Here is a 21,093-nt window from a genome sequence, read left to right as displayed (position 1 = left end):
GCGAACCCCGCGGTCATTCCCGCAGGTCAGCCCTTCGGGGGACGCAGGAACTCGACCAGCGCCGCGGCGAGCTCGTCCGGTGCCTCCTCGGCCATGTGGTGGCCGCTGTCGATGCGGCCACCGCCGCGGAGGTCCGCCGTCCAGTCGGCCCAGACCTTCGTCGGGTCGCCGTACAGCTCCTCCATGTCGTCGCGCGCCGACCACAGCACCAGGGTCGGGCAGCGGACCCGCCTGCCCGCCGCCCGGTCGGCGTCGTCGTGGGCGCGGTCGACGCCGAGCCCGGCGCGGTAGTCCTCGATCATCGCGACCACGGTGGCCGGGTCGTCGATCGCCCGCAGGAAGTCGTCGTGGTTCTCCTCCCCCATGGCCGTGCGGTCGTGCAGGTACCAGGACCGCGGATCGGCCAGGATCGCCCGATCCGGCTTCTCCGGTGCCCCGAAGAAGAACCAGTGCCACCAGGCGGCGGCGAAGCGGGCGTCGGCGCGGGCCAGCGCCTCGCCGATCGGGACGCTGTCGAGCACCGCCAGGTGGGTGGCGACGTCGGGGTGGTCCATCGCCAGCCGGAACGCCACGTAGCTGCCGCGGTCGTGCCCGACGACGGCGAACCGCTCGTGCCCGAGCTCCCGCAGCACCGCGACCACGTCGTGCGCCATCGCCCGCTTCGACGCCTGGGCGTGGTCGGGCGCCGGCGGTGGTGCGCTCGACCCGCCGTAACCGCGCACGTCGGGACAGACGACGGTGTGCCCGGCCGCGACCAGCTGCGGCGCCACCCGGTACCAGGTGGTGTGCGTGCGCGGATGGCCGTGCAGCAGCACCACCGGCGGCCCGTCCCCGCCGCGCCGGTAGCGGATCCGGACGCCCTCGCCGACGTCGACGTGGCCGAGCTCGAAGCCGTCGAAGAAGCTCATGCCAGGTAGCGCTTCCAGAAGCTCCGCTCCTCGCCGGTCAACGGCCGGGAGCTGTCGCCGGCGACGTCGAAGACGACGAGCACGGCATCCAGGCGGATCGCCACCTCGTCGTCCTGCACCAGCTCCTGGCGCATGGTCAGCGACTTCGTCCCGATCCGGGTGAGCCAACTGCGCACGCACAGCCGCTCGCCGGCCCGGTAGTAGAGCTGGCGCAGGTAGTCGACCTCGAGCCTCGCCAGGATGATGTCCGGCTGCCGCCCGGCGGCGACCGACGGCGAACCGGCCGCCATCGCCAGCCGGGCGTCCTCCAGCAGGCCGAGCGCCCGCGCGTGGTTGACGTGCCCGTACGAGTCGGGGTCGGACCAGCGCAGCTGCACCCAGTGGTCGTGGACCTCGCTCAGGGCAGGTCCGCCGTGTCCGACGACTGGCGGTGCCCGCCCTGGGCGTCGTCCGGATCGGGGTTGACCGTCCGCTCCTCGGACTCGGCCAGGATCACCTCGGCGGCGACCTCCTCCATCCCGCTGCCGCGGAGCTGCTTCTCCTCCGGCAGCAGCTGCGAGCGGGTCTCGATGTTCTCCTCGGTGACGTTGGCCAGCGCCTCGGGGCTCGGCTTCTTCTGCGTGCTCACGCGTTCGCCCCTCCCGGGGTCGAGGCATCGGTGTAACGCAGGACGGCGGCGACCGGGATGTCCCCCGGCATCGCGGCACGGGGCAAGACGACGACGTCGGCCTTGGTCGCGACGGCCGCGGCCACGAGCGCCCGGTCGGCCGGGACGGCGTGCCGCTCCCGCGAGCCGAGGGCCTCGAGATCGCCCTGGTCGACGCCGAGCTCCAGCGGCGAACCGCCGACGTAGAGCGTCTCGTCGTCCACCGGATCGGCGAGCACGAGCGTCTCCACCTGGTTCTTGCGCAGCGCCTCCACCACCAGCGAGGTGCCGGTGACCGACAGGCCGTGCGCGGAGGCCGCCTCGATCCGCTCGACCGCCCGGGCCTCGGCGTGCGCCTCGTGCTCGGCGACCAGCTCCGCCTCGCGGCGCTCGATCGGCTCCCGGTCGGCGCCGGCCGCGCGGCCGCCCTCCTCGATCTGGACGACGACGTCCTTCCACGAGTCCCCGGCGTTCTCCAGCAGGTGCTGCCGGGCGCGGACGTCGCCCGCGACGAGCACGAAGTCCAGCCCCTGCCGGCGGGCGTAGGAGGAGATCGAGTCGGCGACCTGACCGGCGTTGCGGTCCCACAGCTCCTCGGCGCTGTTCTGCCAGTGGTCGTGCGCCCAGCCGCCGACCTTGACCTTGCGGAGGTGGAACGTCTCGCCGTCGACGTCCTCCTGCTCCACCTCGCCGTCCAGACCGCTGACCGTGATGTCGGCGCCGACGCGGTCCATGACCACGACCGCGTGCGGGACCCGGCCGGGCAGCTGGGTGAGCACCGGCAGCAGCGCCGGCTGCGGCGACCACTCCGCGAGCTCCTGCCGGGGCTGGTCGACCAGCGGCTGGTCCAGCACCACCGTGCCGTCGGCGGCTGCCACGACCGCCCGGCCCCGCCAGGTGCCGGCCACACCGCCCTCGTTGCCCTCGAGCAGGCGGCCGCGCACCGCCTCGACGACCACCTCCGGCGCGCCCTGCTCGGTGAGCTTCTGGGCGACCGCCCGGACGCGCAGGTCCAGCTCGGTGTCGGCGGTCGCCGTCGTGTGCGTGACGTCGGCGCAGACCGTGGCGTAGGGACCGGAACTGGTGAACACGGGTTCCAGGAAGGACAGGTCCATGGCTGGCCGCCTACCCAGCGACCGCACCCTCACACCCGGTGTCGGATCCCCGGGCGACGGGTAGGCGGTCCGGCATGACCGAGCACGATCAGCTGCCCCTGCCCGACTACGACCACCTGCCGATCGGCGGGCTCGCGTCGCGCATCCGCACGCTGGACGCGGACGGTGTGCAGACGCTGCTGGACTACGAGAAGTCGCACGGCAACCGGTTGCAGGCCGTGGAGATCATGCGCCACCGGCTCAGCTCGCTGCAGTCCGGCGCGCAGCCCTCCGGCGGCGACCCGGCTGCCGACGTCACGTCCGAGGCCCCCGAGCACGCGGCCGGCGGCTCCAAGGTCTCCGAGGCGACCACCGGTCCGGCGCTCAACCCGCCGTCCCACGGCGACCCGAGCAACCCCAGGCAGCCCCGTTAGTCAGTGGCTGAAGGCCTCGACGATCCGCATGACCGCCGGGGCCAGCAGCACGATGAACAGCGTCGGCAGGATGCAGAGGATCAGCGGGAAGATCACCTTGACCGGGATCTGCATCGCCTTCTGCTCGGCCCGCTGACGACGCTTGAGCCGCATCTCCCCCGCCTGGGTGCGCAGCACGTCGGCGATCGAGATGCCGTACTGGTCGGCCTGGACGACGGCCCGCACGAAGCGGCGCAGGTCGGGCACGCCGGTGCGCTCGGCGAGCGACAGGTACGCCTCCCGGCGCGGCTGGCCGACCGCGATGTCCTGCAGCGTGCGCACGAGCTCCTCGGCCAGCGCGCCCTTGCCGTTGCGCGCGGTGCGGGCCATCGCCGCCTCGAAGCCGAGCCCGGCCTCCACGGCGATCGTCATCTGGTCGAGGGTGTCGGCGAGCTCGAGGCCGATCGCCTGCTGCCGCTCCTGGCCGCGGCTGAGCAGCAGCAGGTCCGGCACGAACCAGCACACCACCGTCACCGCGCCCATCAGCAGCACGATCGGCAGGCCGGGCTTGGCGGACACCAGCAGCGCGCCGAGCCCCCCGGACACCGCGGCGAGCACGAGCTTGGCCGCGATCACCCGCGGCAGCGGCCACCCGGCCGGACGCCCCGCGGTGGTGAGCAGCCGGTCGAGCCGGGCCAGGGTGCCGCCGGGGGTGAGGGCGCGGGCCAGCCGGCTGACCGCGCCGGGCCCGGTGCGGCTCGGCCCGCCGGCGGCCGGCGCGTAGCCGCGCACCAGGTTGTCGCGGGCGGCGACCGCGGCGGGGTCGGTCCGGGCGAGGAGCGCCCAGCCGAGCAGGGGCACGGCGAGGGCCACCGCGCCGGCGGCGGCGAGGACGAGAGGCGGGATGCTCATCAGAACCGGATGCTCACCATCTTCTTGAGCCACAGCCCGCCGCCGACCAGCAGGCCGCAGCAGACGGCGAGCAGCAGCCAGCCGATCGGGGTCGAGGTGAACATCGACAGGTAGACCGGGTTGGTCACCGAGATGAACAGGCAGACGCCGAACGGCAGCGCCATCAGCACGATCGCCGAGAGCTTCCCCTCGGCGGCCAGCGCCTTGACCTGGCGGCGGATCGCGTTGCGCTCGCGGATCGTCCCGCTCACCGCGTCGAGCACCTCGGCGAGGTTGCCGCCGACCTCGCGCTGGATGGCGATGGCCTGGGCGACCCAGCTGAAGTCGTCGCTGCCCATCCGCTCGGCGGTCTCGTCCAGCGCCGCGGTGAGGTCCCGGCCGACCCGCGTCTCGACGACGATCCGCGCGAACTCCTCCGACGTCGGGGCGGCGGCCTCCTGGGCGACCGAGTCCACCGCGCGCAGCACGCTGTGGCCGGCCCGCAGGCTGCTCGCCATCAGCTGCAGCGAGTCCTCCAGCTGGTCGGCGAAGGCGGCCCGTCGCCGCGCCGACTTCAGCGACAGCCAGAGCCGGGTCCCGAACGGGCTGACGACGACCGCCAGTGCGGCCAGCAAGGGGCCGCCCAGCAGCGCGCCGAGCACGCCCGCGCCCACGGTCAGCAGGCCGGTGACCAGGACGACGTCGGCCAGGCTCATCGACACCCCGGCGCGCTCGAGGGCCGCCTGACCGGCCGCGAGCCGGCCGCGGCGGGCGAGCACCTTCTCCACCGCCGCCCCGGCCGCGGCACCCGCGCCGGCCAGCGCCGAGGACTGCGGCGCGACCGACGGGTCCAGGCGGGCCAGCGGCACCCGCCCGTGCCCCGGCGGGACGACGACCAGCGCCAGCAGCAGCAGCGCACCGGTGACCGCGACCAGCCCGGCGACCAGCAGCGCCGGCGACATCAGCCCCACCTCTGCGGTCGCGGGGGCTGCAGCATGCCGAAGACCCGGGGCGAGATCTCGATGCCGAGCTCGGTGAACCGGTCGGTGAACCGCGGCCGCACACCGGTGGGCACCGGCTTGCCGAGGAAGCGGCCGGCCGCGTCGACGCCGGCCGAGTAGTCGAACAAGAAGGCGTCCTGCAGCGTGACCGTCTCGCCCTCCATGCCCTGCACCTCGGTCACGTGGGTGACCCGCCGGGTGCCGTCGCGCAGCCGGGTCAGCTGGACGACGACGTCGACGGCCGAGGCGATCTGCTCGCGGATCGCCCGCAGCGGCAGGTCCATGCCGGCCATGAGCACGAGGGTCTCCAGCCGCGCGATCGCGTCCCGCGGCGAGTTGGCGTGCACCGTGGACAGCGAGCCGTCGTGGCCGGTGTTCATCGCCTGCAGCATGTCGAGGGACTCCCCGCCACGGCACTCCCCGACCACGATCCGGTCGGGCCGCATCCGCAGCGAGTTGCGGACCAGGTCGCGGATGGTGATCGCGCCCTTGCCCTCGATGTTCGGCGGCCGCGACTCCAGCCGGACGACGTGCTCCTGCTGCAGCTGCAGCTCGACGGCGTCCTCGATGGTGACGATCCGCTCGTCCTCCGGGATGAACGAGGACAGCACGTTGAGCAGCGTCGTCTTCCCGGTGCCGGTGCCCCCGGAGACGATGACGTTGAGCCGGGCCTCGACGCACGCGCGCAGCAGCTCGGCCATCTCCGGCGAGAGCGTGCCGAAGCCGAGCAGGTCCTCGACGGTGAACGGGTCCTTCGAGAACTTGCGGATGGTCAGCGTCGACCCGCTGAAGGCCAGCGGCGGGATGATCGCGTTCACGCGCGAGCCGTCGGACAGGCGGGCGTCGACCAGCGGCGAGCTCTCGTCGATCCGCCGTCCCACCTTGGACACGATCCGGTCGATGACCCGCCGCAGGTGCTCCTCGGAGGTGAACCGGGCCGCCGTGCGGGTCAGCCGGCCGTCCTTCTCGACGTAGATGTTCTCCGGCCCGTTCACCATGATCTCGGTGACGCTGCCGTCGTCGAGCAGCCGCTGCAGCGGACCCAGACCCAGGGCGTCGTCGGCCAGCTCGGCGGTCAGCCGCTGCCGCTCCTCGGCCGAGAGCGGCACCTTCTCCTCGTCGACGACGGCGTCCAGCTCGGCCAGCACGAGGGCGCGCAGGGCCGCCTCGCCCAGCGACGGGTCGTTCATCCGGCTGCCGACCCGCTCGAACAGCGCCTTGCCGACGCGGTCCTTGAGCCGGGTCAGCGCGTCGGTCGGCGGTGGCGGCACGGGCACCGGCGGCCGTGGCACGGGCACAGCCGAGCTGGGCTGCGGCAGGCGCGCGGCCTCGAGCCGCGAGGAGAGGTTCACGACGCCGCCCGGTGCTTCGCGCGGCGCCCCTGCTTGAGCGGCGTCGCGGCGAACCGCGCCACCAGCCGGCGCAGCTCCTTGGCCATCGGGTCCTTGCGGCCGCTCTGCAGCAGCGGCACGCCCGCGTTCGTGCTGGCGGGCACGGCCTTGGACCAGGGCAGGACGACGTCCACGCCGCTGCCGATCGTCGTCTCCACGTCGCGCACGGACAGCCCGCCCTTGGGGTCGGCGAAGTTCATGACGACGTGCCGGCCGGCCGGGATCATGCACAGCTCGCGCAGCACGTCGAGCTCCTTGCGCAGTCCCCGGACGCCGGGGACGTCCATGCTGGTCAGCATCACGACGTCGGTGGCCCGGTCCAGCGCGGCCAGCGTCGGTTCCGACAGCCCCGGCGCGGTGTCGACGACGACGTAGCGGAACTCCCGTGCGAGCGCGGCCAGCAGCCGGCCGACGTCGGCCCCCGAGACGGTGTCGCCGGCGGCCGGTGACTCGGCACCGCAGACCGCGTAGAGCCCGCTGGGGTGCTGGGTGAGGAACGTCTTGAGGACCATGGTGTCCTCCGCGGCCGGGCCGGCCACCACGTCGGGCAGCGCGTACTCCGGCGCCAGCCCGAGCGCGGAGGCGACGTCGCCGAACTGCACGTCGAGGTCCACCAGCACGGTGGACTGCGGCGCCGCCTGGGTCAGCCCGATCGCCAGGTTGGTGCTCACCGTGGTCTTGCCGACCCCGCCCTTGGGCGAGGCGACGGTGATCACCCGGCCCGTGTAGCGGGCGGTCTCCTCCACCGGCCGCAGCACGCGGCGCCGGCCCGACGCGGCCTGCGCCGCCCGGTCGATCGCCGCCCGCAGCTCGGCCACGTCGGTCGCCGACGGGACGACGTCGCGCACCCCGGAGCGCATGGCCGTCTGCCACAGCGTCGGCGAGGGATCGGCGACGAGGACGACGCTGATCCCGGGGCACTGGGCGTCGAGCCGGGCCGCCAGGTTCAGCGCCTCGGCCGGGCTGGTCTCCGGCCCGAGCACGAGCACCTCGGGTAGCTCCCCGTCCACGAGCTGCTCGAACAGCCGGGCCGGGTCGGTCGGCAGCCGCCCGGGGGGCAGCAGGAGGACGTCGCCGTCCGCCGCCTCCTTGATCCGCAGCGCGAGCTCCTCGTCGGCGCCGCCGAGCACGACGCGGCTCATGGCCGACCTCCGTACACGTTGTCGGGGGTGACCACCTGGGTGCCCGAGTTGTCGGCGCCGTCCGGCTCGAGGGAGAGCCACAGCGTCCCGTGCTCGGCGCCGAAGACGACCTCCTCCGCGTCACGGGCCGTGAGCGCGAGGGTGACCATCAGGCTGCCGGTCGGTGCCGCCGAGCCGGCGCTCGCCGTCTGGGTGTCCGCGCCGTCCGACGGCGCCGCCGGCGCGCCCTGCACCTGGGTGACCAGCACCCCGTGCAGCACGCCGTGGGTGCTCGCGGTGGGGTCGGTCATCGAGAGGTAGACCCCCACCGTGTCCCCCGCCGCCAGCCGGCCGCCGACGGCGCGCTGCGGATCGAGCAGCACGCTCACCTCCTGCTTGCCCGCGGGGACGTCGACGGTGCCGGCCGCGCGCAGGTCACCGGGGACCTTGAACCGGCTGGCGAGCAGCTGCTCCCCCGGCTGGAGGTCCACCGTCGCCACCCTCCCGGCGAGGTCGGCCAGGTCGGCGACCCGGCCGGCGACGGCGGTCTTGGCCGGGACGAGCTCGGTGTCGACCTTGTCGGCGAGCTGGTCGGCCGGGGTGCCCGCGGGCACGAGCTCCTGGACCACCAGCACCTGCACGGTCTGCAGGCCCGCGGCGGCGCGCGCGTCGGCACCGCGCACGTAGGCCACGAGCACGACCCCGCCGACCAGGGTCAGCACCAGGGCCGCGAAGGCGGCGAGCAATCGGCGTCTCATCGGGGGAAGCTCCTAGCGGACCAGACGGAGGATCGAGGCGCCGAGGTCCGGGCCGTCGTTGGTGTAGGTGAAGCGCTCGGAGAGGTCCACGAAGCGCGTGAAGTAGCCGGCGACGCAGCGCTCGTTGCCGCTGCAGGGCTGCGGGCTGGTGCGGAACTGGCCGCCGAAGAAGTAGCCGGTGATCTTGAACGCGGCGTAGCCGTAGACGTGGTACCAGGCGTTGCTGCCGGTCTCGCCCCAGTTGTCGAACAGGGGCAGCAGCACCGTGTGCCCGACCAGCGCCGCGAAGTCGGCCGCCGAGCAGGGCGACGGGACGCTGTTGCCGGTCGACGAGTAGGACTTGCCGCCGCGGGCGCTGGTCGCCTCGCAGTGGCCGGGGTTCGTGTCGAGGTAGGCGAAGCCGCCGGGGACGACGTTGTGCGACGGACCCGTGCAGCCGGTGCCGGAGGTCTTGGTGAACTTGATCGTCCGGACCGTGGTGCCCGACGGCAGGCCGCCGCCGGTCTGCGCGGCGAACTCGCACCAGGAGAAGGTCAGCGGCAGCTCCGCCGTCCCGGCGCCCGGGTTGCCCCACGCGACGGTCGCGGTGGCCGACACGGCGGTCGAGTCGATGCCGATGACCGGCGCGAACCAGTGCTGCACCGGCTTGTCGCCGGTGACGGTCACGCTCGTCGGGGCCGAGTTCAGCACCGGCGGCCGCGAGGTCGCGCCGCCGTTGTTGGCCGCGACGATCGCGGTCGCGGTGGCGAGCATGTCGCCGCAGTTCCCGCGGGCGCAGTCCTGCGCCACGGCGAGGGCGGCCGCGTCGGCGGCGGTCTGCAGCCGGGCCTTCTCGGCGTAGACGGCGCCCACGTCGACGGCGAGGGCGGTGAAGCCCAGCATCGGCACCATGAGCAGCGAGAGGACGACGGCCGCCGCGCCGCGCTCGTCGCGCCGCAGCCGGCGGGTCAGCCGTTGCATCGCATGACCCCCGTCGCGGACAGGTCCACGCCGGCGCCGAACAGCCCGGTGAGGAACGGCATGTCGTAGTCGACGGTCAGCCGCACGGTGCTGCTGCCGCCGACCAGCGGGCAGGCGGCCGGCGTGATGCTGATCTCGGCGTCGGTGACCGCGGGGTCGAAGGTGGAGGTCGCGTTGCGGACGGCGGTGCGCGCCGCGGCCGGGTCGTTCTGCAGCGCCATCGCACGGACGCCCTCGCGGGCGGCCGCCGAGAGCTGGCCCTGCACCTGGAAGGCGTGGCCGAACTCGACGATGCCGACCACGAGCAGCACCAGCAGCGGCACGATCAGCGCGAACTCCACCGCGCTGGCGCCGCGCTCGTCGCGCAGTCGTCGCCAGGTCATCGCGGCCCTCCTTCCGTGCATCGACGTGGGTGCGGCGCAGCAGCCCGCGGGGGACGGGCCGCTGCGCCGCAGGGACGTGCTCGAGGGATCAGTTGCCGCCGGGGAGGGCGTCGGTGACCATCGTGAAGAGGTCGTTGAGCTGACCGCCGAGCAGCAGCACGGTGCCGACGATGACGGCGGCGATCAGGCCGACCATGAGGCCGTACTCGACGGCGGTGGCGCCCTTCTCCTCGCGCTGCAGGCGGTCCTTGGCGAAGGCCACGAGCGTGGCCAGGGTGGCGAACGAGTTCATCACGGGGGTTGCTCCTGGGGGATGCGCACCGACCGGGACGGGCCGGGGTGGCCCGCCGTCGCGGCGTTGGAAGCGAGGATCCGGCGCCGCGGTGCCCGATCTGAAGCTTTGTCAGCCCTGCGGCGGACCGTTGTCACGCCATGGGTTAACGGTCTTCACTCGTAGTCACGTTGTGTGATCGACCGACTGCAAAGTGCTCCGGCACGCCCTGGATGCGGTCAGGAACGGCGCGATCAGGGCTCCGACCAGCACCGATGAGCCGAACGGCGGCCTCGTCCGGGTACCGCCGGATCTCCTCATCCGCCCCGGGGAGCGCAGAAGGGCTGGCACGCATGAGCGTCGAGATCGACCTGGACGGCGAGGGGACGACGACCTTCCCCGACGCCGACCTCCCCGCCGGCCGCTACTGCTACCACGTCGGCGCCGGTGGGGCGCTGATCGTCCTGGTCGAGGAGAACGGCGAGAGCCGGGTCGACCGCGTCTACGGCCCGACCGCGTGGCAGAGCGCCCGCGGCGACGTCTGGCGCAAGGGCGTGCTGCTGCGCGGGTGACCGGCGTCTTCTGCCGTGGTCGCGCTGGTCTGACGGCTCAGGCCGGGACGGCCCCGGAGAACACGGCCGGGAAGCGGAACCCGTCGACGTCGACCGACAGGGTCACCTTGCCCAGCTGGTCGGCGGGGATGGCGAAGGAGTAGACGGCGGTGGCCGTGTCCCCCGGCGCCAGCGTTCCGCCGAAGTCGACGCTCTTCTGGTCGTAGATCGGGCTCGCCTGGGTCGGGCCCGAGCCGTAGGTGGCCTGGACGACGACCGTGTTGAGGTCCAGCGGCTTGTCCGTGCCGTTGACCAGCTCGAGGTTGAACACCGTCTGCGGCTGCCCGGCGAGCTCGCCGGGACCGGTGCCGGAGGTGACCTGCTGGTGCGCCTCGGCGACCCGGATCGTCGCGCCGTCGGACCACGACGCGGTGGCCGCGAAGTCCCCGTTGGTGGCCTGCACGGTGCGCGAGGCCTCGGGCACCCCCGGACGGCTGACCACCGTCGGCGCCGGCGCCTCCGTCGCGGGGGACGGCGAGACGCTCGGCGACGACTCGGTCGGCTCCAGCCCCAGGTCGGTCGACGGAGCCGCGGCCGACGTGGACGACGCCGCGGCGGCGTTGCCCGAGCCGTCGTCCCCGCCTCGGAGGACGAGGAAGACGACGACCGCGGCGACGACGAGCACGGCCAGTGCGGGAAGCACCCGGCGGAGCAGCAGATCCCTGCGGCTCCGCCGGGTCGGTGCAGGAGCCGTCACGCGATCGGCCGCGCCGCGAACGAGCTCACCCGGACCTGGGTGGCGGCGGTCGAGGTCGAGCCGCGGTAGGCGCTGATGCCCACCGAGCCGGAACCCTGGAGCGCGGCGTTGTTCTCGCCGTTCTGGGTGAGCTGCCAGGTGGTCGGCTCGGTGCCGGTGCCGGCCCAGATGCGGGCACGGACCGTGCTGGCACCGTTGGTCGTCGTCGTCACCTGGACCCGGACGTTGAACGCCGTACCGGCGGTCCACGTCAGGCCGGCGATCGTCGCCGTGTTCCCGAAGGTCTCCGCCCCAGCCACGCGGCGAGAGTAGAGCAGCGAGACCGAACCATCCGGAGCCACGCGGACGCGCACCCGCATGTCGTCGCCGTTCGCCATCCGGCGCGGGGTGACGTACACGTCGGTGCCCAGGCCGGTCGGCGCGGAGCTCAGCGTGAACGTCGTCGTCACGTCGGCGTTCGGCTGGGACACGCTGCCCAGGTAGGCACCCGTGTTGTTGCCCGCGGCGGGCAGGTCGAGGACACCGCCGGTCGCCTGGCTCACCGACAGGCGGGTCGCCCCGGCCTGCGCGGTCCACGCGCCGCCGGTGTCGGCGCTGCCCCAACCACCCGCGGCCACGGTGCGGCTGAAGGCGTCCTGGGCGAAGGCCGGCGACTGCGGGGCCACGATCGTCACCGGGTGCGTCACCGTGTTGGTGCCGCCCAGGTTGTCGGTCACGGTCAGCCGGACGTTGAAGGTCCCGCCCGCCGTGTAGGTGTGGTTCGCCGTCTGGCCGGTGCCGTTGGGCGTGTTGTCACCCCACTGCCACGTGTAGGTCGCGATCGTCCCGTCGGAGTCGGTGGAGCCCGAGCCGTCGACCGCGACGCTCATGTCGGTGACGGTCGAGGTGAACGCCGCCACGGGGGCGTTGTTCGGCGGCGCGGCGTTGACCGTGCGGCTGGTCGAGGCCGTGGCCCCGCCGTTGTCGGTGACCGTCAGCGTGACCGTGTAGCTGCCCGCCGTCGCGTAGGTGTGGTTGGCGGTCACGCCCGTGCCGGCCGCGGTGCTGTCGCCCCAGTTCCACGAGTAGGACGAGATCGTCCCGTTCGAGTCGCTCGACGCGCTGGCGTCGACCGAGACGCTCATCCCGGACGGCGTCGCGGTGAACGAGGCCGTCGGTGCCGGGTTGGTCGTCGTCCCGGTGGCCAGCGAGTAGTGCTGGGCCACCTGGGCCGAGGTGAGCGTCGACGGGTAGATCGCGACGTCGTCGATCGAACCGTTCAGCGACGAGCTGGTCGGCGCGTTCGGCCACGGGGTCAGCGTGCCGCTGCCGATCATCCAGTAGCCCGAGGCCAGCCGGGTGTTCGCGCTGGTCATCGTGGCGCTGCCGCCCACCTGCGCACCGTCGACGAACAGCGTCGTGCCGCCGGTGCCGACCGCGGCCACGATGTGGTGCCACTGGCCGTTGTTGATCGGCGCCGTGCTGCGGACCGTGTTGGTGTAGGTGGTCGTCTGGCCCTGCCGGCGGGAGAGGCCGAAGGAGAGCTGGCCGCCGGAGTCGACGTACAGCGTGCGGTCGCTGACGGTGTTCGCGCCCGTGGCCGAGTCGCCGAGCTGGGCGATGATGCCGCCGGCCGTGGACGTCGTCCGGACCCAGGCCTCGACCGAGAACGCGTTGGTCGGGGTGGCGACCGTGGCGGTCGTCTGCGCGGTGCCCGTCGCGGTGCCGTTGACGGTGATCGCGGTGTCACCGGCCAGCGCCCCGGCGGTGCCGCGGGTGACGCCGGCCCGCTCGGTCATGTTGGTCAGCCCGGCCGAGTCGTACGCCGTGCTGCCGCTGGACTCGTTGAGCCGCCAGTACTGCGCGGCACCGTCGGTCAGCACCTGGTTGGAGTAGCCGCTGGTGGTGCCGGCGACGGTCACCGTGTTGCCCTGGTTGCTGGTCACCGTGTTGTTCAGCGGGTCGCTGACCGACACCCGGTAGGACGCCGTCGAGCCGGCGGCGCGTCCGGTGTCGGTGAAGGTCATCGTGCTGGTGTTCCACCACTGCGTCTTGGCCGTGGTCGTGTAGATCGGCGTGGTGCCGCTGCCCCGGTACAGGTTGTAGGTCAGCGTCTCGTTGTCCATGTCCCACGCCTGCGGCCAGACGACCTTGACCTCGCCGGCCGTGGTCGACGTGGCGTTGGGCCGCAGGTTGCCGGCGCTGATCTCCGGACCGCGCCGGTTCGGGGCGATCGACGTCGCGGCGAAGCGCACCAGGCCCTGCTGCGCGGTGCCGTTGACCGAGGTGAACTCACCGCCGAAGGCGATGTAGTTGCCCGAGCCCGTGACCGTCCAGCTGCCCTGGTCCTGACCGGTGTAGGTGCCGGCCGGGATGGTCGGGAACCAGTCGAGGACCGACGGGTGCGGGCGACCCTCCCAGCTGGTGTAGCGCGGCAGCTGGGTGGTGGCCTTGAGGGTGCCGGTGACGGCGACCGTCATGGCGATCGCGCGCTTCCAGACCCGCGGGTTCTGGTCGGGGAACTGACCGGAGGTCTCGCAGTCGTGCGAGTGGCTGGCGGCGTAGACGACCGTGCCGGTGGAGTACGTGTCGTAGGTGTCGCCGTGGCAGTCGTTCATCCAGACCAGCGACAGGTCGTTGGGGTTGAACGCCACGACGCCCTCGATGTTGCCGACGAGGTAGCCGTACATCGTGGCGTAGAAGTTCGCCCCGTCGCGCTTGAGGCTGTAGACGCCGGCCGCGTCGCCGGAGGCGTCGATGCCGTACTGCCAGGTCTGGGTGTCACCGCCGGTCAGGTTCACCGACGCCATCGCGACCGCCGAGACGCCGTTCACCTGCGAGAACTGACCCGCGACGATGACGCGGGTACCCGCGGGGTTGAGCAGGATGCCGCGGACGTTGTGGTTCGCGGTCGGCGCGAAGGTCGTGCTCAGGGCGCCGTTGCTGGCCGCGAAGGCGGCGAGCCGGGTGCGGGTCTGGCCACCGGCGATGGTGAACGAGCCGCCGGCGTACACCGTGGTGTTGGTGGCGGCCAGCGAGTAGACGATGCCGTTCGTCGTCGGCGCGAAGGTGGTGATCAGCGCACCGGTGGAGGCGTTGAACGCGGCGATGTGCCCGCGGGCGACGCCGTCCACGGTGGTGAAGTCGCCACCTACGTAGATGCGCGTGCCGTCGGGCGATGCCGTGATGAAACGGCCCTGGCCGTTGAGCGTGTGGTTGAAGGTCGTCATCACGCCGGTGGTCAGGTTGAACGCGACGATGTTGGCGCGCGCGGTCTCGTTCACACCGGCGGCGCTGCCGGCCGGCCGCGCCCGCGTGAAGCTGCCGGTCGCGTAGACGGTGTTCCCGACGGTCACCGTCGACCAGACGACGCCGTTGACCTGCACGGTGGGCAGGGCGTCGGCGGCGACGGTCGCCGGGGTGCCGGAGTCGGGCCGGGTGTCGGCCGAGGCCGTGGCGGGGACGACGAACCCGAGCACCAGCATGCCGAAGGCGATGACCGCGGCGAGCGGAGCCCTCCGGCGCGGAGCCGCGGTGGTGGCAGCAGACATGGGACGACCCTCAGGACGGAGCGACAAGGACACGGGGCCGGGGTGGCGCCGTCGGTTCGGTTCCGTCGCCGTGACTGCAGCACGTCGTGCCATTGCGGTCCCCCCGTGACGGTCACCCTGCGTTAGGACATCGTCGCGCTTGTCCGGGATACGGCCACGTCAGGCCGCTGTCCCGGGCGCTCAAGGGCGCAACCGATCACGGAACGTCACTCGCTGTCAATAACATCAGGCACGAGTGACCATCCGGTGGCCGTTTGTCACCGGGTCGAGTGGGTATGCGCACCCGTTCCCCGAGGGGGGTGCGAGGGCTCAGCCGCGGTAGAAGTCGGCCAGCACCGGGGCCAGCACCGCGGGCGGGATCTCGTGGAATCCGCCCGGCAGCCGCGCCCACCGGCCGTCCGGGACGGCGTCCGCGACCACCTCCACGGTCCGCGACATCCACGGGACGGCGGTGCCCTCGCTGGTGACGCCGAGCAGCGGGATGCCGATCCGGCCGAGCACGTCGGTCGGCAGGGACTGGTCGTCCCCGCCCATCGCGTGGCCGTCGTACACGAGCGTGGGGGCCAGCGCCTCGAGGCTCGGCCACATCGGCGTCGTCCTGAACGAGGCGACCATCTCGGCGGGCAGGCCGATCACCTGGGTCTGGAAGTACTCGACCAGCCCGCTGCGGTCGTCGCGGTCGACGTAGGACTGCAGCGTGGCGAGGTAGGTCTCCGGCGGGGGCGGTGCGCCCTCGATGCGGTAGGGCGGCTCCAGCACGGAGACGCGGGCGACCGGCGCGCCGGCCTCGACGGCACGCAGCAGCAGCGCGCCGCCGGAGGAGACGCCGTGCGCGAAGACCGGCGCCCCCGGCGAGACCGCGTCCACCACGGCACGCAGGTCCTCGAACTCCCGCTCGAGCGCGTACGGAGGGGTGTCGCCGCTGTCGCCCCGGCCGCGGCGGTCGTAGGAGACCCCGCGCAGACCCCGGTCGGCGAGCGCCTGCGCCAGCTCGGCCCAGGTGTTCCGGTCGTTGAAGGCGCCACCGACGATCACCACGGCAGGGCCGTCGCCCCAGGCGTCGTAGGCGATGGTGGTGCCGTCCGCCGACGTCGTCTTCTCCACGTCCCTCTCCCCTGCTGGTCGCGCTGTCAGGAAGAGAGACTGCCGCAGCCCGCCGAGTTCATCGCCGCCGCGGCCCGTGCGGTTCCGCAATCGCGGGCAGCAGGTCGGCGACGGTCAGGACGGCGAGGAAGACGACCAGGAGCAGGAAGGTCAGGGTCACGGCGCACCTCCGGGTGGTTCGCACCCACGGTCGGCCGGGTTCCTGAGGGTCCCCTGGGAGATCGCGGTGAGCGGGCGCGGAAACAGGGTGCCCCGTCGCGGGTGGTTGCGGGCTAATACGGCGCATGGCCGAGATCCAGGGCTCGTACGACGACCTGTTCACCGCGGCGCCGAACGCGCTGGCCGGGCTGCTGGACGCCGGGGACGTCGGCGGCTCGGTCGCCGTCTTCGTGGACGGCGAGCCGGTGGTGGACGTCTGGGGCGGGTTCACCGACGCGGACCGCACGATCCCGTGGCAGCGGGACTCGATCACCGGCGTCTTCTCGGTGACCAAGACGATGACTGCGCTGTGCGCGCTGCTGCTCGCCGACCGCGGATCGCTCGATCTCGACGCGCCCGTCTCCCGGTACTGGCCGGAGTTCGGGGCCGCCGGCAAGGAGAGGGTGCTGGTGCGCCACCTGCTCTCCCACACCGCCGGCCTGCCCGACTGGGAGGGGCCGGTCGAGGAGCTCTACGACTGGTCGGCCGCGACAGCGCGGATGGCCGCGCAGGCTCCGGTGTGGGAACCGGGCAGCGCGGCCGGCTACCACTCCCTCACTCAGGGGTTCCTCGTCGGCGAGGTGATCCGCCGGATCACGGGCCGGTCGGTGGGCGAGTTCTTCGCCGCCGAGGTGGCCGGGCCGCTGGGCGCGGACTTCTCCCTCGGGCTGGCGGCCGAGCACGACTCCCGGGTGGCGCTCGCCGTCCCGCCGCCGTCGCGGGACGAGGACTACGCGGCGAGCGCGGCCGCCGGCGACTCCGCCCCTGGCACTGGGATCCGGGTGCGCGACGGGAACAGCGTGGCCTGGCGGCGGGCGCAGATCCCTGCGGCGAGCGGCTTCGGCAACGCCCGCTCGGTCGCCCTCGTGCAGTCGGTGCTGGCCTGCGGCGGCGAGGTGCGTGGGGTGCGGCTGCTGTCGCCGGCGGGGTGTGCGCGCGCTCGGGAGGTGCAGTTCCGCGGCGAGGACCGTCGTCTGGGGATGCCGGTGACCTGGGGGCTCGGCTTCGGGGTGTTCGGCAACAGCTTCGGCTGGGGCGGCTGGGGTGGCTCGCTGGTCATGGTCGATCCCGACGCCCGGATGGTGGTCGCGTACGTGACCAACCAGATGCGCGAACCCGGGGACGACACCCGCGGGCTGGAGCTGGTGATGTCCGCCTACGACGGGATCCAGGGACTGGGCGCCCGCTGAGGCGGACGACGGACGAGTCGGCCTGTACGCCGGGTTCTGTCCTCGGGCGCCTCGCGGCCTCCCGATGGGCGGTCATCCATCTAGGCCTGCCGTTGCCGGCAGGCTCGAGCGGCCTACCCGCAGGCATCGGGCGGGCAGCCCTCGAACGCCTGCGCAGGACGGCGGCGGACCGCCGTCCCTCTTGGCCTTGCTCCGGGTGGGGTTTACCGAGCCGCACCGGTCACCCGGTGCGCGGTGGTCTCTTACACCGCCGTTTCACCCTTACCAGCTCCGCGTCCGGAGACGCGGTGCTGGCGGTCTGTTCTCTGTGGCACTGTCCCGCGGGTCACCCCGGGTCGCCGTTAACGACCACCCTGCCCTGTGGAGCCCGGACGTTCCTCGGCGGCGGGGTCTCCCCCACCGACGCGACCGCCCGGCCGACTCGTCCGTCGTGCCGACCAGTCTAGTGGTGGATCAGAACGGAGCCGGTTCGGTGGTGACGGTGATGCCCGACGGTGTGGTGACGACGAGGGTGCCGTCGGCGGTCATGGTGTGGGTGAACCCGGGTGCTTGGTGCTTGCCGCGGTGATCGCCGGTGCAGAACCCGGCCAAGTTGATGGCGTCTGTCGGGCCCTCGGGCCAGCGCGCGAAGTGGTCGAGCTCGCCCTTGGAGACCGGCAGCCGGCAGCCGGGGAAGCGGCAGCGCCGGTCGCGGCGGCGCAGGAACCGGTCCAGCTCGGCGCCGGGCCGGTAGCCGTCGGTCGGCGGCGGCGCGCCCAGCGGAACACCGTCGCGGACGGCGCGGCGGAGGGCGGGCAGGTCGGTGAGGGAGACCAGGGCGCCGGTGAGGGCGTCGACCAGCGCGAGGCGGGGACGGTCGGCCAGCCCGCCGCCGGCGGTGCGCCCGAGGAGGTCGGTCAGCGCCGTCCGGTCGGCGATCGTGGCCGCGCGCAGCGCGGTCATCGCATCCTCGGCGGCGTCGACCCGGCCGCCGCTGCCGGTCCGCCAGGCCTGCTCGTCGTCGGCGTCGGACCACACCGCCTGACGCACCTGCCCACCGGCGTGGCTCAGCGCCGCCTCAGACCGTTCCTGCGCGGCCCGCGCGTCCTCCAGCGCCCGCTCCGCGCTCGTCCACCAGCCATCTGCCGGTGGTGGTTCGGTCAGCGGGGGTTCGGGGTGGTCGTCCGGGTCGGGGTCGGGATGCAAGCCCGCCGCGTACTCGCGCCACCAGCGGTCCTGCGTCGCGGCCAGCTCCCGATCCAGCTCGAGTTCGATCTCGCCGCTGGCCAGCCGGGCTTCCACCGAGGCGCGCCAGACGTCGTCGGGCATCGGATCGGGATCGTCGTCCTCCACGGGCTGGGCAGGCACTAGTTCGGTGACTGCGTCGTCGTTGTCGGCGATGCGCCGCAGCTCGGCCAGGGCGCCGTCGCCGAGGCCGGCGCCGGTCAGCGCGTTGAGCAGCTGCCGCGCGGTCTCCGCGGACACGATCCGCCCGTTCAGCTCCGCCGGGGCATCCCCGCCCAGGACGGTCTGCACCGCCGCGACCAGGGTGAGCACCACCTGCACCGGTGGCATGCCGTGCTCCCCGGGTCGCAGCACCAGATCGATCAGCACGTCCAGCAGCTTCTGCTCCCGGGTGCGGGTGTCATCGGGCCCCTTGGGCAGCGCGTCGGCGTAGGCGGCCAGCGCCGCGCGCAGCGCCTCGATCTCCGGGATCGAGCCCACCAGCAGCAGCGCGGCCAGTCCCTCGCCGGACTCGTGCGCCGGGAACACGCCGCGGCGGCGCAGCGCCTTGATCGCCTGCTGCGCCCGATCCCGGGCGTTGCGCCGGGCCAGCTCGCGCAACACCTTCTCCGCCAACTGCCCCGGGGTCGTGATCGTGCCCCTCGCCGCCCGCGCGGTGACCCAGTCCAGCAGCACACCCTCGATCTCCGCGCGCAGCACCGGATCGGCCAGCGGCGCCACGTGCTCCTCCAGGCACCACAGATGCCCGACAGTGAGCAGCCCGGCCTCGGTCGCCGCCAACGCGGCCGGCAACCGGGCCAGCATCAGCGCCTGGCCCAGCAGATCCTCGGCCTTGCGCCGGGAACAGACCAGCCCGATCGAGACCTCCTGCGCCGCCCACTCGCTGACCGGCTGCAGCAGCTCCGGGCGCGCCGCCCACCGCTGCGGGCTCATCGCCCCCGGCTCACCCTGCGCCCGATCCGCCGACGCCGGGCGCTCCGCGGCGAACGCCGCCAGCGCCCGCACCCGCGCCACGAACGCCGCACCCATCGCCCGATCCGCCACCTGCGCGGCCCCCAACGGGCCGCGCCCGAGGGCGGTCTGCGGCCCGTAGGCCGGCGGGTCAGCAGGGATGCTCACGCTCTCGATCATACGTTCGAAAAAGGGACCGCGGCAAGCCCTGTGGACAGGAAAACCGCAGGTCAGCCCCAGTAGAGCTTGAAACCGACCTCGTGGCGTCCGTCCTCGTCGGCCGCGATCATCCCGACGATCTGCCGGGCCTGTTCCTCGACCGGGGTGTCCGAGAGCAGCTCGAGATAGCGCCGGTGCTCGCTGAGCGACGCGACCGCCTTCTCGATCTGATCGGTGACGTCGACCTGGTGCATCGGCTCGAGCATCTCGGAGACCGCCACGTACTGGACACCGCTCCACCGCTCCTCGGGCAGATCCGGGAAGATCCACTCGTTCGCCGCGTCGGCGACCGCATCCAGTGCCGACTGCCCCAGCGCCCGGTGGTCGGGCGAGTTCAGGAAGGCCGGCGACTGACCGGGCGGGCTCCACGTCGCGCCGAAGTAGCCGGTCACCACCAGCTCGGGCCTGTGCCGCCGGATCCCGCCGGCGATCGCCTTCCGCAGCTCCGGACCGGCCTGCAGGACGCCGTCCTTCTCGTCGAGGAACTCCACCTCGCTGACGCCGACAACGGCAGCCGAGCGCCGCTCCTCCTCCTCGCGGATCGGCGCGGCGTCCTCGGGCTTCACCCCGGCCATGCCGGCCTCACCGCGGGTCGCCAGCAGGTAGTGCACCTCCTTGCCCGCGCTGGTCCAGGCGGCGACCGCCGCCGCGAGCCCGTACTCGATGTCGTCGGGGTGCGCTGCGATGACGAGTGCGCGCTGCCAGTCGTCGGGCATCGGTGCCGGGGTCATGGGCGCAGTGTGCACCGGGGACCGGAGCGTGGACAGAGGTCGGCACGAGGTCCGGTTTGCAGGCGGTTGAGTTGTGCACTACAGATGTGCAGGTGGACAGGCCGGCCGTCGAAGTCCACCCGTCCACCGGAGGTCTGCGCGGCGTCGCGCTCTTCTGCCACGGTGGAACGGCGACCAGCGAGGCGCCGCCGCGCGACCAGGCCCTCTCGCTGGTGCGCATGCGCGCGATCGAGCGCTTCGTCCGGCATGCCGTCGGACGGCGAGGCATCACCACGCAGCTGCTGCGGTACCGCGTGGCCGGCTGGAACGGCGACGCCGCTGATCCATTCGTCGATGTGCGCTGGGCGATCGAGCGCATCCAGGACGAGCTCGGCGGCGAAGTACCGATCGTGCTGATCGGACATTCGATGGGCGGGCGCGCCGTGCTGCGCGCCGGCGGCGACCCGCAGGTCGCCGCCGTCTGCGCGCTCGCGCCGTGGACGCCGCCACGCGAACCAGTGGCGCACCTGCGCGGGCGAACCGTGACGATCCTGCACGGCCGCGGGGACCGCTGGGTGCCGGCGCACTTGTCGGCCGACTTCGCCCTGCGCGCTCGCGAGGCCGGTGCCCGGGTCGCCCGGTTCACCACCGTCGGTGGGCACTCGATGCTGCGCAGAGCCGACCGCTGGCACTCCTTCGTGCGTGATGTGGTGCTGGGCGCCACCGGGATCGAACCGATCCGGGCCGATATCGCGAATGCCCTGCAACGACCCGTTCCGGAAGGGCTCGCCGTACCGCTGTAGCGCAGCCCCTCCACCGCCG

21 protein-coding genes and 1 other RNA gene are annotated in these 21,093 nt (G+C 73.2%); 4 read left to right on the top strand and 18 right to left on the bottom strand.

Features of this window, described 5'->3' with window-relative positions:
* Positions 1 to 26: 26 nt before the first annotated feature.
* The 4 genes from GGQ55_RS18940 to GGQ55_RS18925 are packed head-to-tail and all read right to left on the bottom strand — an operon-like array spanning position 27 to position 2,669.
* Entirely contained in the window at positions 27 to 908 is an 882-nt protein-coding gene (locus tag GGQ55_RS18940) for an alpha/beta fold hydrolase (protein WP_179719373.1), read from the bottom strand.
* Complete coding sequence (locus GGQ55_RS18935; RefSeq protein ID WP_366489707.1) at positions 905 to 1,285, bottom strand: acyl-CoA thioesterase; 381 nt, start codon at positions 1,283 to 1,285, stop codon at positions 905 to 907. Before GGQ55_RS18935 ends, GGQ55_RS18940 begins: the two co-directional genes overlap by 4 nt.
* A gap of 20 nt (positions 1,286 to 1,305) precedes the next feature.
* Positions 1,306 to 1,536 carry a hypothetical protein gene (locus GGQ55_RS18930; RefSeq protein ID WP_179719371.1) on the bottom strand — a complete coding sequence of 77 codons (231 nt, stop codon included), beginning with the start codon at positions 1,534 to 1,536 and terminating at the stop codon, positions 1,306 to 1,308.
* The gene (locus GGQ55_RS18925; protein WP_179719369.1) at positions 1,533 to 2,669 is read right to left on the bottom strand and encodes a baeRF2 domain-containing protein; all 1,137 of its coding nucleotides are present in this window, start codon (positions 2,667 to 2,669) and stop codon (positions 1,533 to 1,535) included. The genes GGQ55_RS18930 and GGQ55_RS18925 overlap by 4 nt, the downstream gene beginning before the upstream one ends.
* Positions 2,670 to 2,743: 74 nt before the next feature.
* On the opposite strand from GGQ55_RS18925, the gene GGQ55_RS18920 reads away from it, so the two are divergent.
* On the top strand, positions 2,744 to 3,082 hold the full coding sequence (locus GGQ55_RS18920; RefSeq protein WP_179719366.1) for a DUF8129 domain-containing protein: 339 nt from the start codon (positions 2,744 to 2,746) through the stop codon (positions 3,080 to 3,082).
* On the opposite strand, the gene GGQ55_RS18915 is transcribed toward GGQ55_RS18920, so the two are convergent.
* From GGQ55_RS18915 to GGQ55_RS18880, 8 genes are all read right to left on the bottom strand, one after another.
* Positions 3,083 to 3,973 carry a type II secretion system F family protein gene (locus tag GGQ55_RS18915; protein ID WP_179719364.1) on the bottom strand — a complete coding sequence of 297 codons (891 nt, stop codon included), beginning with the start codon at positions 3,971 to 3,973 and terminating at the stop codon, positions 3,083 to 3,085.
* Complete coding sequence (locus GGQ55_RS18910) at positions 3,973 to 4,914, bottom strand: type II secretion system F family protein (RefSeq protein WP_179719362.1); 942 nt, start codon at positions 4,912 to 4,914, stop codon at positions 3,973 to 3,975. Before GGQ55_RS18910 ends, GGQ55_RS18915 begins: the two co-directional genes overlap by 1 nt.
* Positions 4,914 to 6,245 carry a TadA family conjugal transfer-associated ATPase gene (locus GGQ55_RS18905; protein WP_366489704.1) on the bottom strand — a complete coding sequence of 444 codons (1,332 nt, stop codon included), beginning with the start codon at positions 6,243 to 6,245 and terminating at the stop codon, positions 4,914 to 4,916. The genes GGQ55_RS18910 and GGQ55_RS18905 overlap by 1 nt, the downstream gene beginning before the upstream one ends.
* Positions 6,246 to 6,301: 56 nt before the next feature.
* A complete protein-coding gene (locus GGQ55_RS18900) occupies positions 6,302 to 7,486 on the bottom strand; it encodes a CpaE/TadZ family protein (RefSeq protein ID WP_179719358.1) in 1,185 nt (394 codons plus the stop codon).
* Positions 7,483 to 8,223, bottom strand: a complete 741-nt coding sequence (gene cpaB / locus GGQ55_RS18895; protein WP_179719356.1) for a Flp pilus assembly protein CpaB — start codon at positions 8,221 to 8,223, stop codon at positions 7,483 to 7,485. Before cpaB ends, GGQ55_RS18900 begins: the two co-directional genes overlap by 4 nt.
* A gap of 12 nt (positions 8,224 to 8,235) precedes the next feature.
* Positions 8,236 to 9,183 carry a pilus assembly protein TadG-related protein gene (locus GGQ55_RS18890; RefSeq protein WP_179719354.1) on the bottom strand — a complete coding sequence of 316 codons (948 nt, stop codon included), beginning with the start codon at positions 9,181 to 9,183 and terminating at the stop codon, positions 8,236 to 8,238.
* Entirely contained in the window at positions 9,171 to 9,566 is a 396-nt protein-coding gene (locus GGQ55_RS18885; RefSeq protein ID WP_179719352.1) for a TadE/TadG family type IV pilus assembly protein, read from the bottom strand. Before GGQ55_RS18885 ends, GGQ55_RS18890 begins: the two co-directional genes overlap by 13 nt.
* Positions 9,567 to 9,654: 88 nt before the next feature.
* A complete protein-coding gene (locus tag GGQ55_RS18880) occupies positions 9,655 to 9,858 on the bottom strand; it encodes a Flp family type IVb pilin (RefSeq protein ID WP_179719350.1) in 204 nt (67 codons plus the stop codon).
* A 332-nt stretch (positions 9,859 to 10,190) separates the two neighbouring features.
* Between GGQ55_RS18880 and GGQ55_RS18875 the strand changes: the two genes are divergently transcribed.
* Positions 10,191 to 10,409: a hypothetical protein gene (locus GGQ55_RS18875; protein ID WP_179719347.1), complete on the top strand. Its 219-nt coding sequence runs from the start codon at positions 10,191 to 10,193 to the stop codon at positions 10,407 to 10,409.
* Positions 10,410 to 10,446: 37 nt separating this feature from the next.
* Here GGQ55_RS18875 and GGQ55_RS18870 read toward each other — a convergent pair whose 3' ends face one another.
* The 3 genes from GGQ55_RS18870 to GGQ55_RS18860 all read right to left on the bottom strand — a co-directional run bounded on the left by GGQ55_RS18870 (position 10,447) and on the right by GGQ55_RS18860 (position 15,779).
* Entirely contained in the window at positions 10,447 to 11,145 is a 699-nt protein-coding gene (locus tag GGQ55_RS18870) for a hypothetical protein (RefSeq protein WP_179719346.1), read from the bottom strand.
* Positions 11,142 to 14,675, bottom strand: a complete 3,534-nt coding sequence (locus tag GGQ55_RS18865; protein WP_179719343.1) for a PKD domain-containing protein — start codon at positions 14,673 to 14,675, stop codon at positions 11,142 to 11,144. The genes GGQ55_RS18870 and GGQ55_RS18865 overlap by 4 nt, the downstream gene beginning before the upstream one ends.
* Positions 14,676 to 14,984: 309 nt before the next feature.
* Positions 14,985 to 15,779: an alpha/beta fold hydrolase gene (locus tag GGQ55_RS18860; RefSeq protein ID WP_179719341.1), complete on the bottom strand. Its 795-nt coding sequence runs from the start codon at positions 15,777 to 15,779 to the stop codon at positions 14,985 to 14,987.
* Between the two features lie 284 nt (positions 15,780 to 16,063).
* Between GGQ55_RS18860 and GGQ55_RS18855 the strand changes: the two genes are divergently transcribed.
* The gene (locus GGQ55_RS18855) at positions 16,064 to 17,167 is read left to right on the top strand and encodes a serine hydrolase domain-containing protein (RefSeq protein WP_179719339.1); all 1,104 of its coding nucleotides are present in this window, start codon (positions 16,064 to 16,066) and stop codon (positions 17,165 to 17,167) included.
* Between the two features lie 9 nt (positions 17,168 to 17,176).
* Here GGQ55_RS18855 and rnpB read toward each other — a convergent pair.
* The 3 genes from rnpB to GGQ55_RS18840 all read right to left on the bottom strand — a co-directional run bounded on the left by rnpB (position 17,177) and on the right by GGQ55_RS18840 (position 20,292).
* Positions 17,177 to 17,591, bottom strand: an RNA gene (rnpB, locus tag GGQ55_RS18850) — RNase P RNA component class A.
* Positions 17,592 to 17,620: 29 nt separating this feature from the next.
* Complete coding sequence (locus GGQ55_RS18845; RefSeq protein ID WP_179719337.1) at positions 17,621 to 19,510, bottom strand: HNH endonuclease; 1,890 nt, start codon at positions 19,508 to 19,510, stop codon at positions 17,621 to 17,623.
* A gap of 62 nt (positions 19,511 to 19,572) precedes the next feature.
* Positions 19,573 to 20,292, bottom strand: coding sequence for a PIG-L deacetylase family protein (locus GGQ55_RS18840; RefSeq protein WP_179719335.1), 720 nt, complete (start codon positions 20,290 to 20,292; stop codon positions 19,573 to 19,575).
* Between the two features lie 92 nt (positions 20,293 to 20,384).
* Here GGQ55_RS18840 and GGQ55_RS18835 point away from each other — a divergent pair, with 92 nt between their 5' ends.
* Positions 20,385 to 21,074, top strand: coding sequence for an alpha/beta fold hydrolase (locus GGQ55_RS18835; protein WP_179719333.1), 690 nt, complete (start codon positions 20,385 to 20,387; stop codon positions 21,072 to 21,074).
* The last annotated feature ends 19 nt before the right edge of the window (positions 21,075 to 21,093 follow it).

The organism is Petropleomorpha daqingensis (genome assembly GCF_013408985.1).
GTDB lineage: Bacteria > Actinomycetota > Actinomycetes > Mycobacteriales > Geodermatophilaceae > Petropleomorpha > Petropleomorpha daqingensis.
This window is presented reverse-complemented; position numbering and strand designations above follow the sequence as displayed.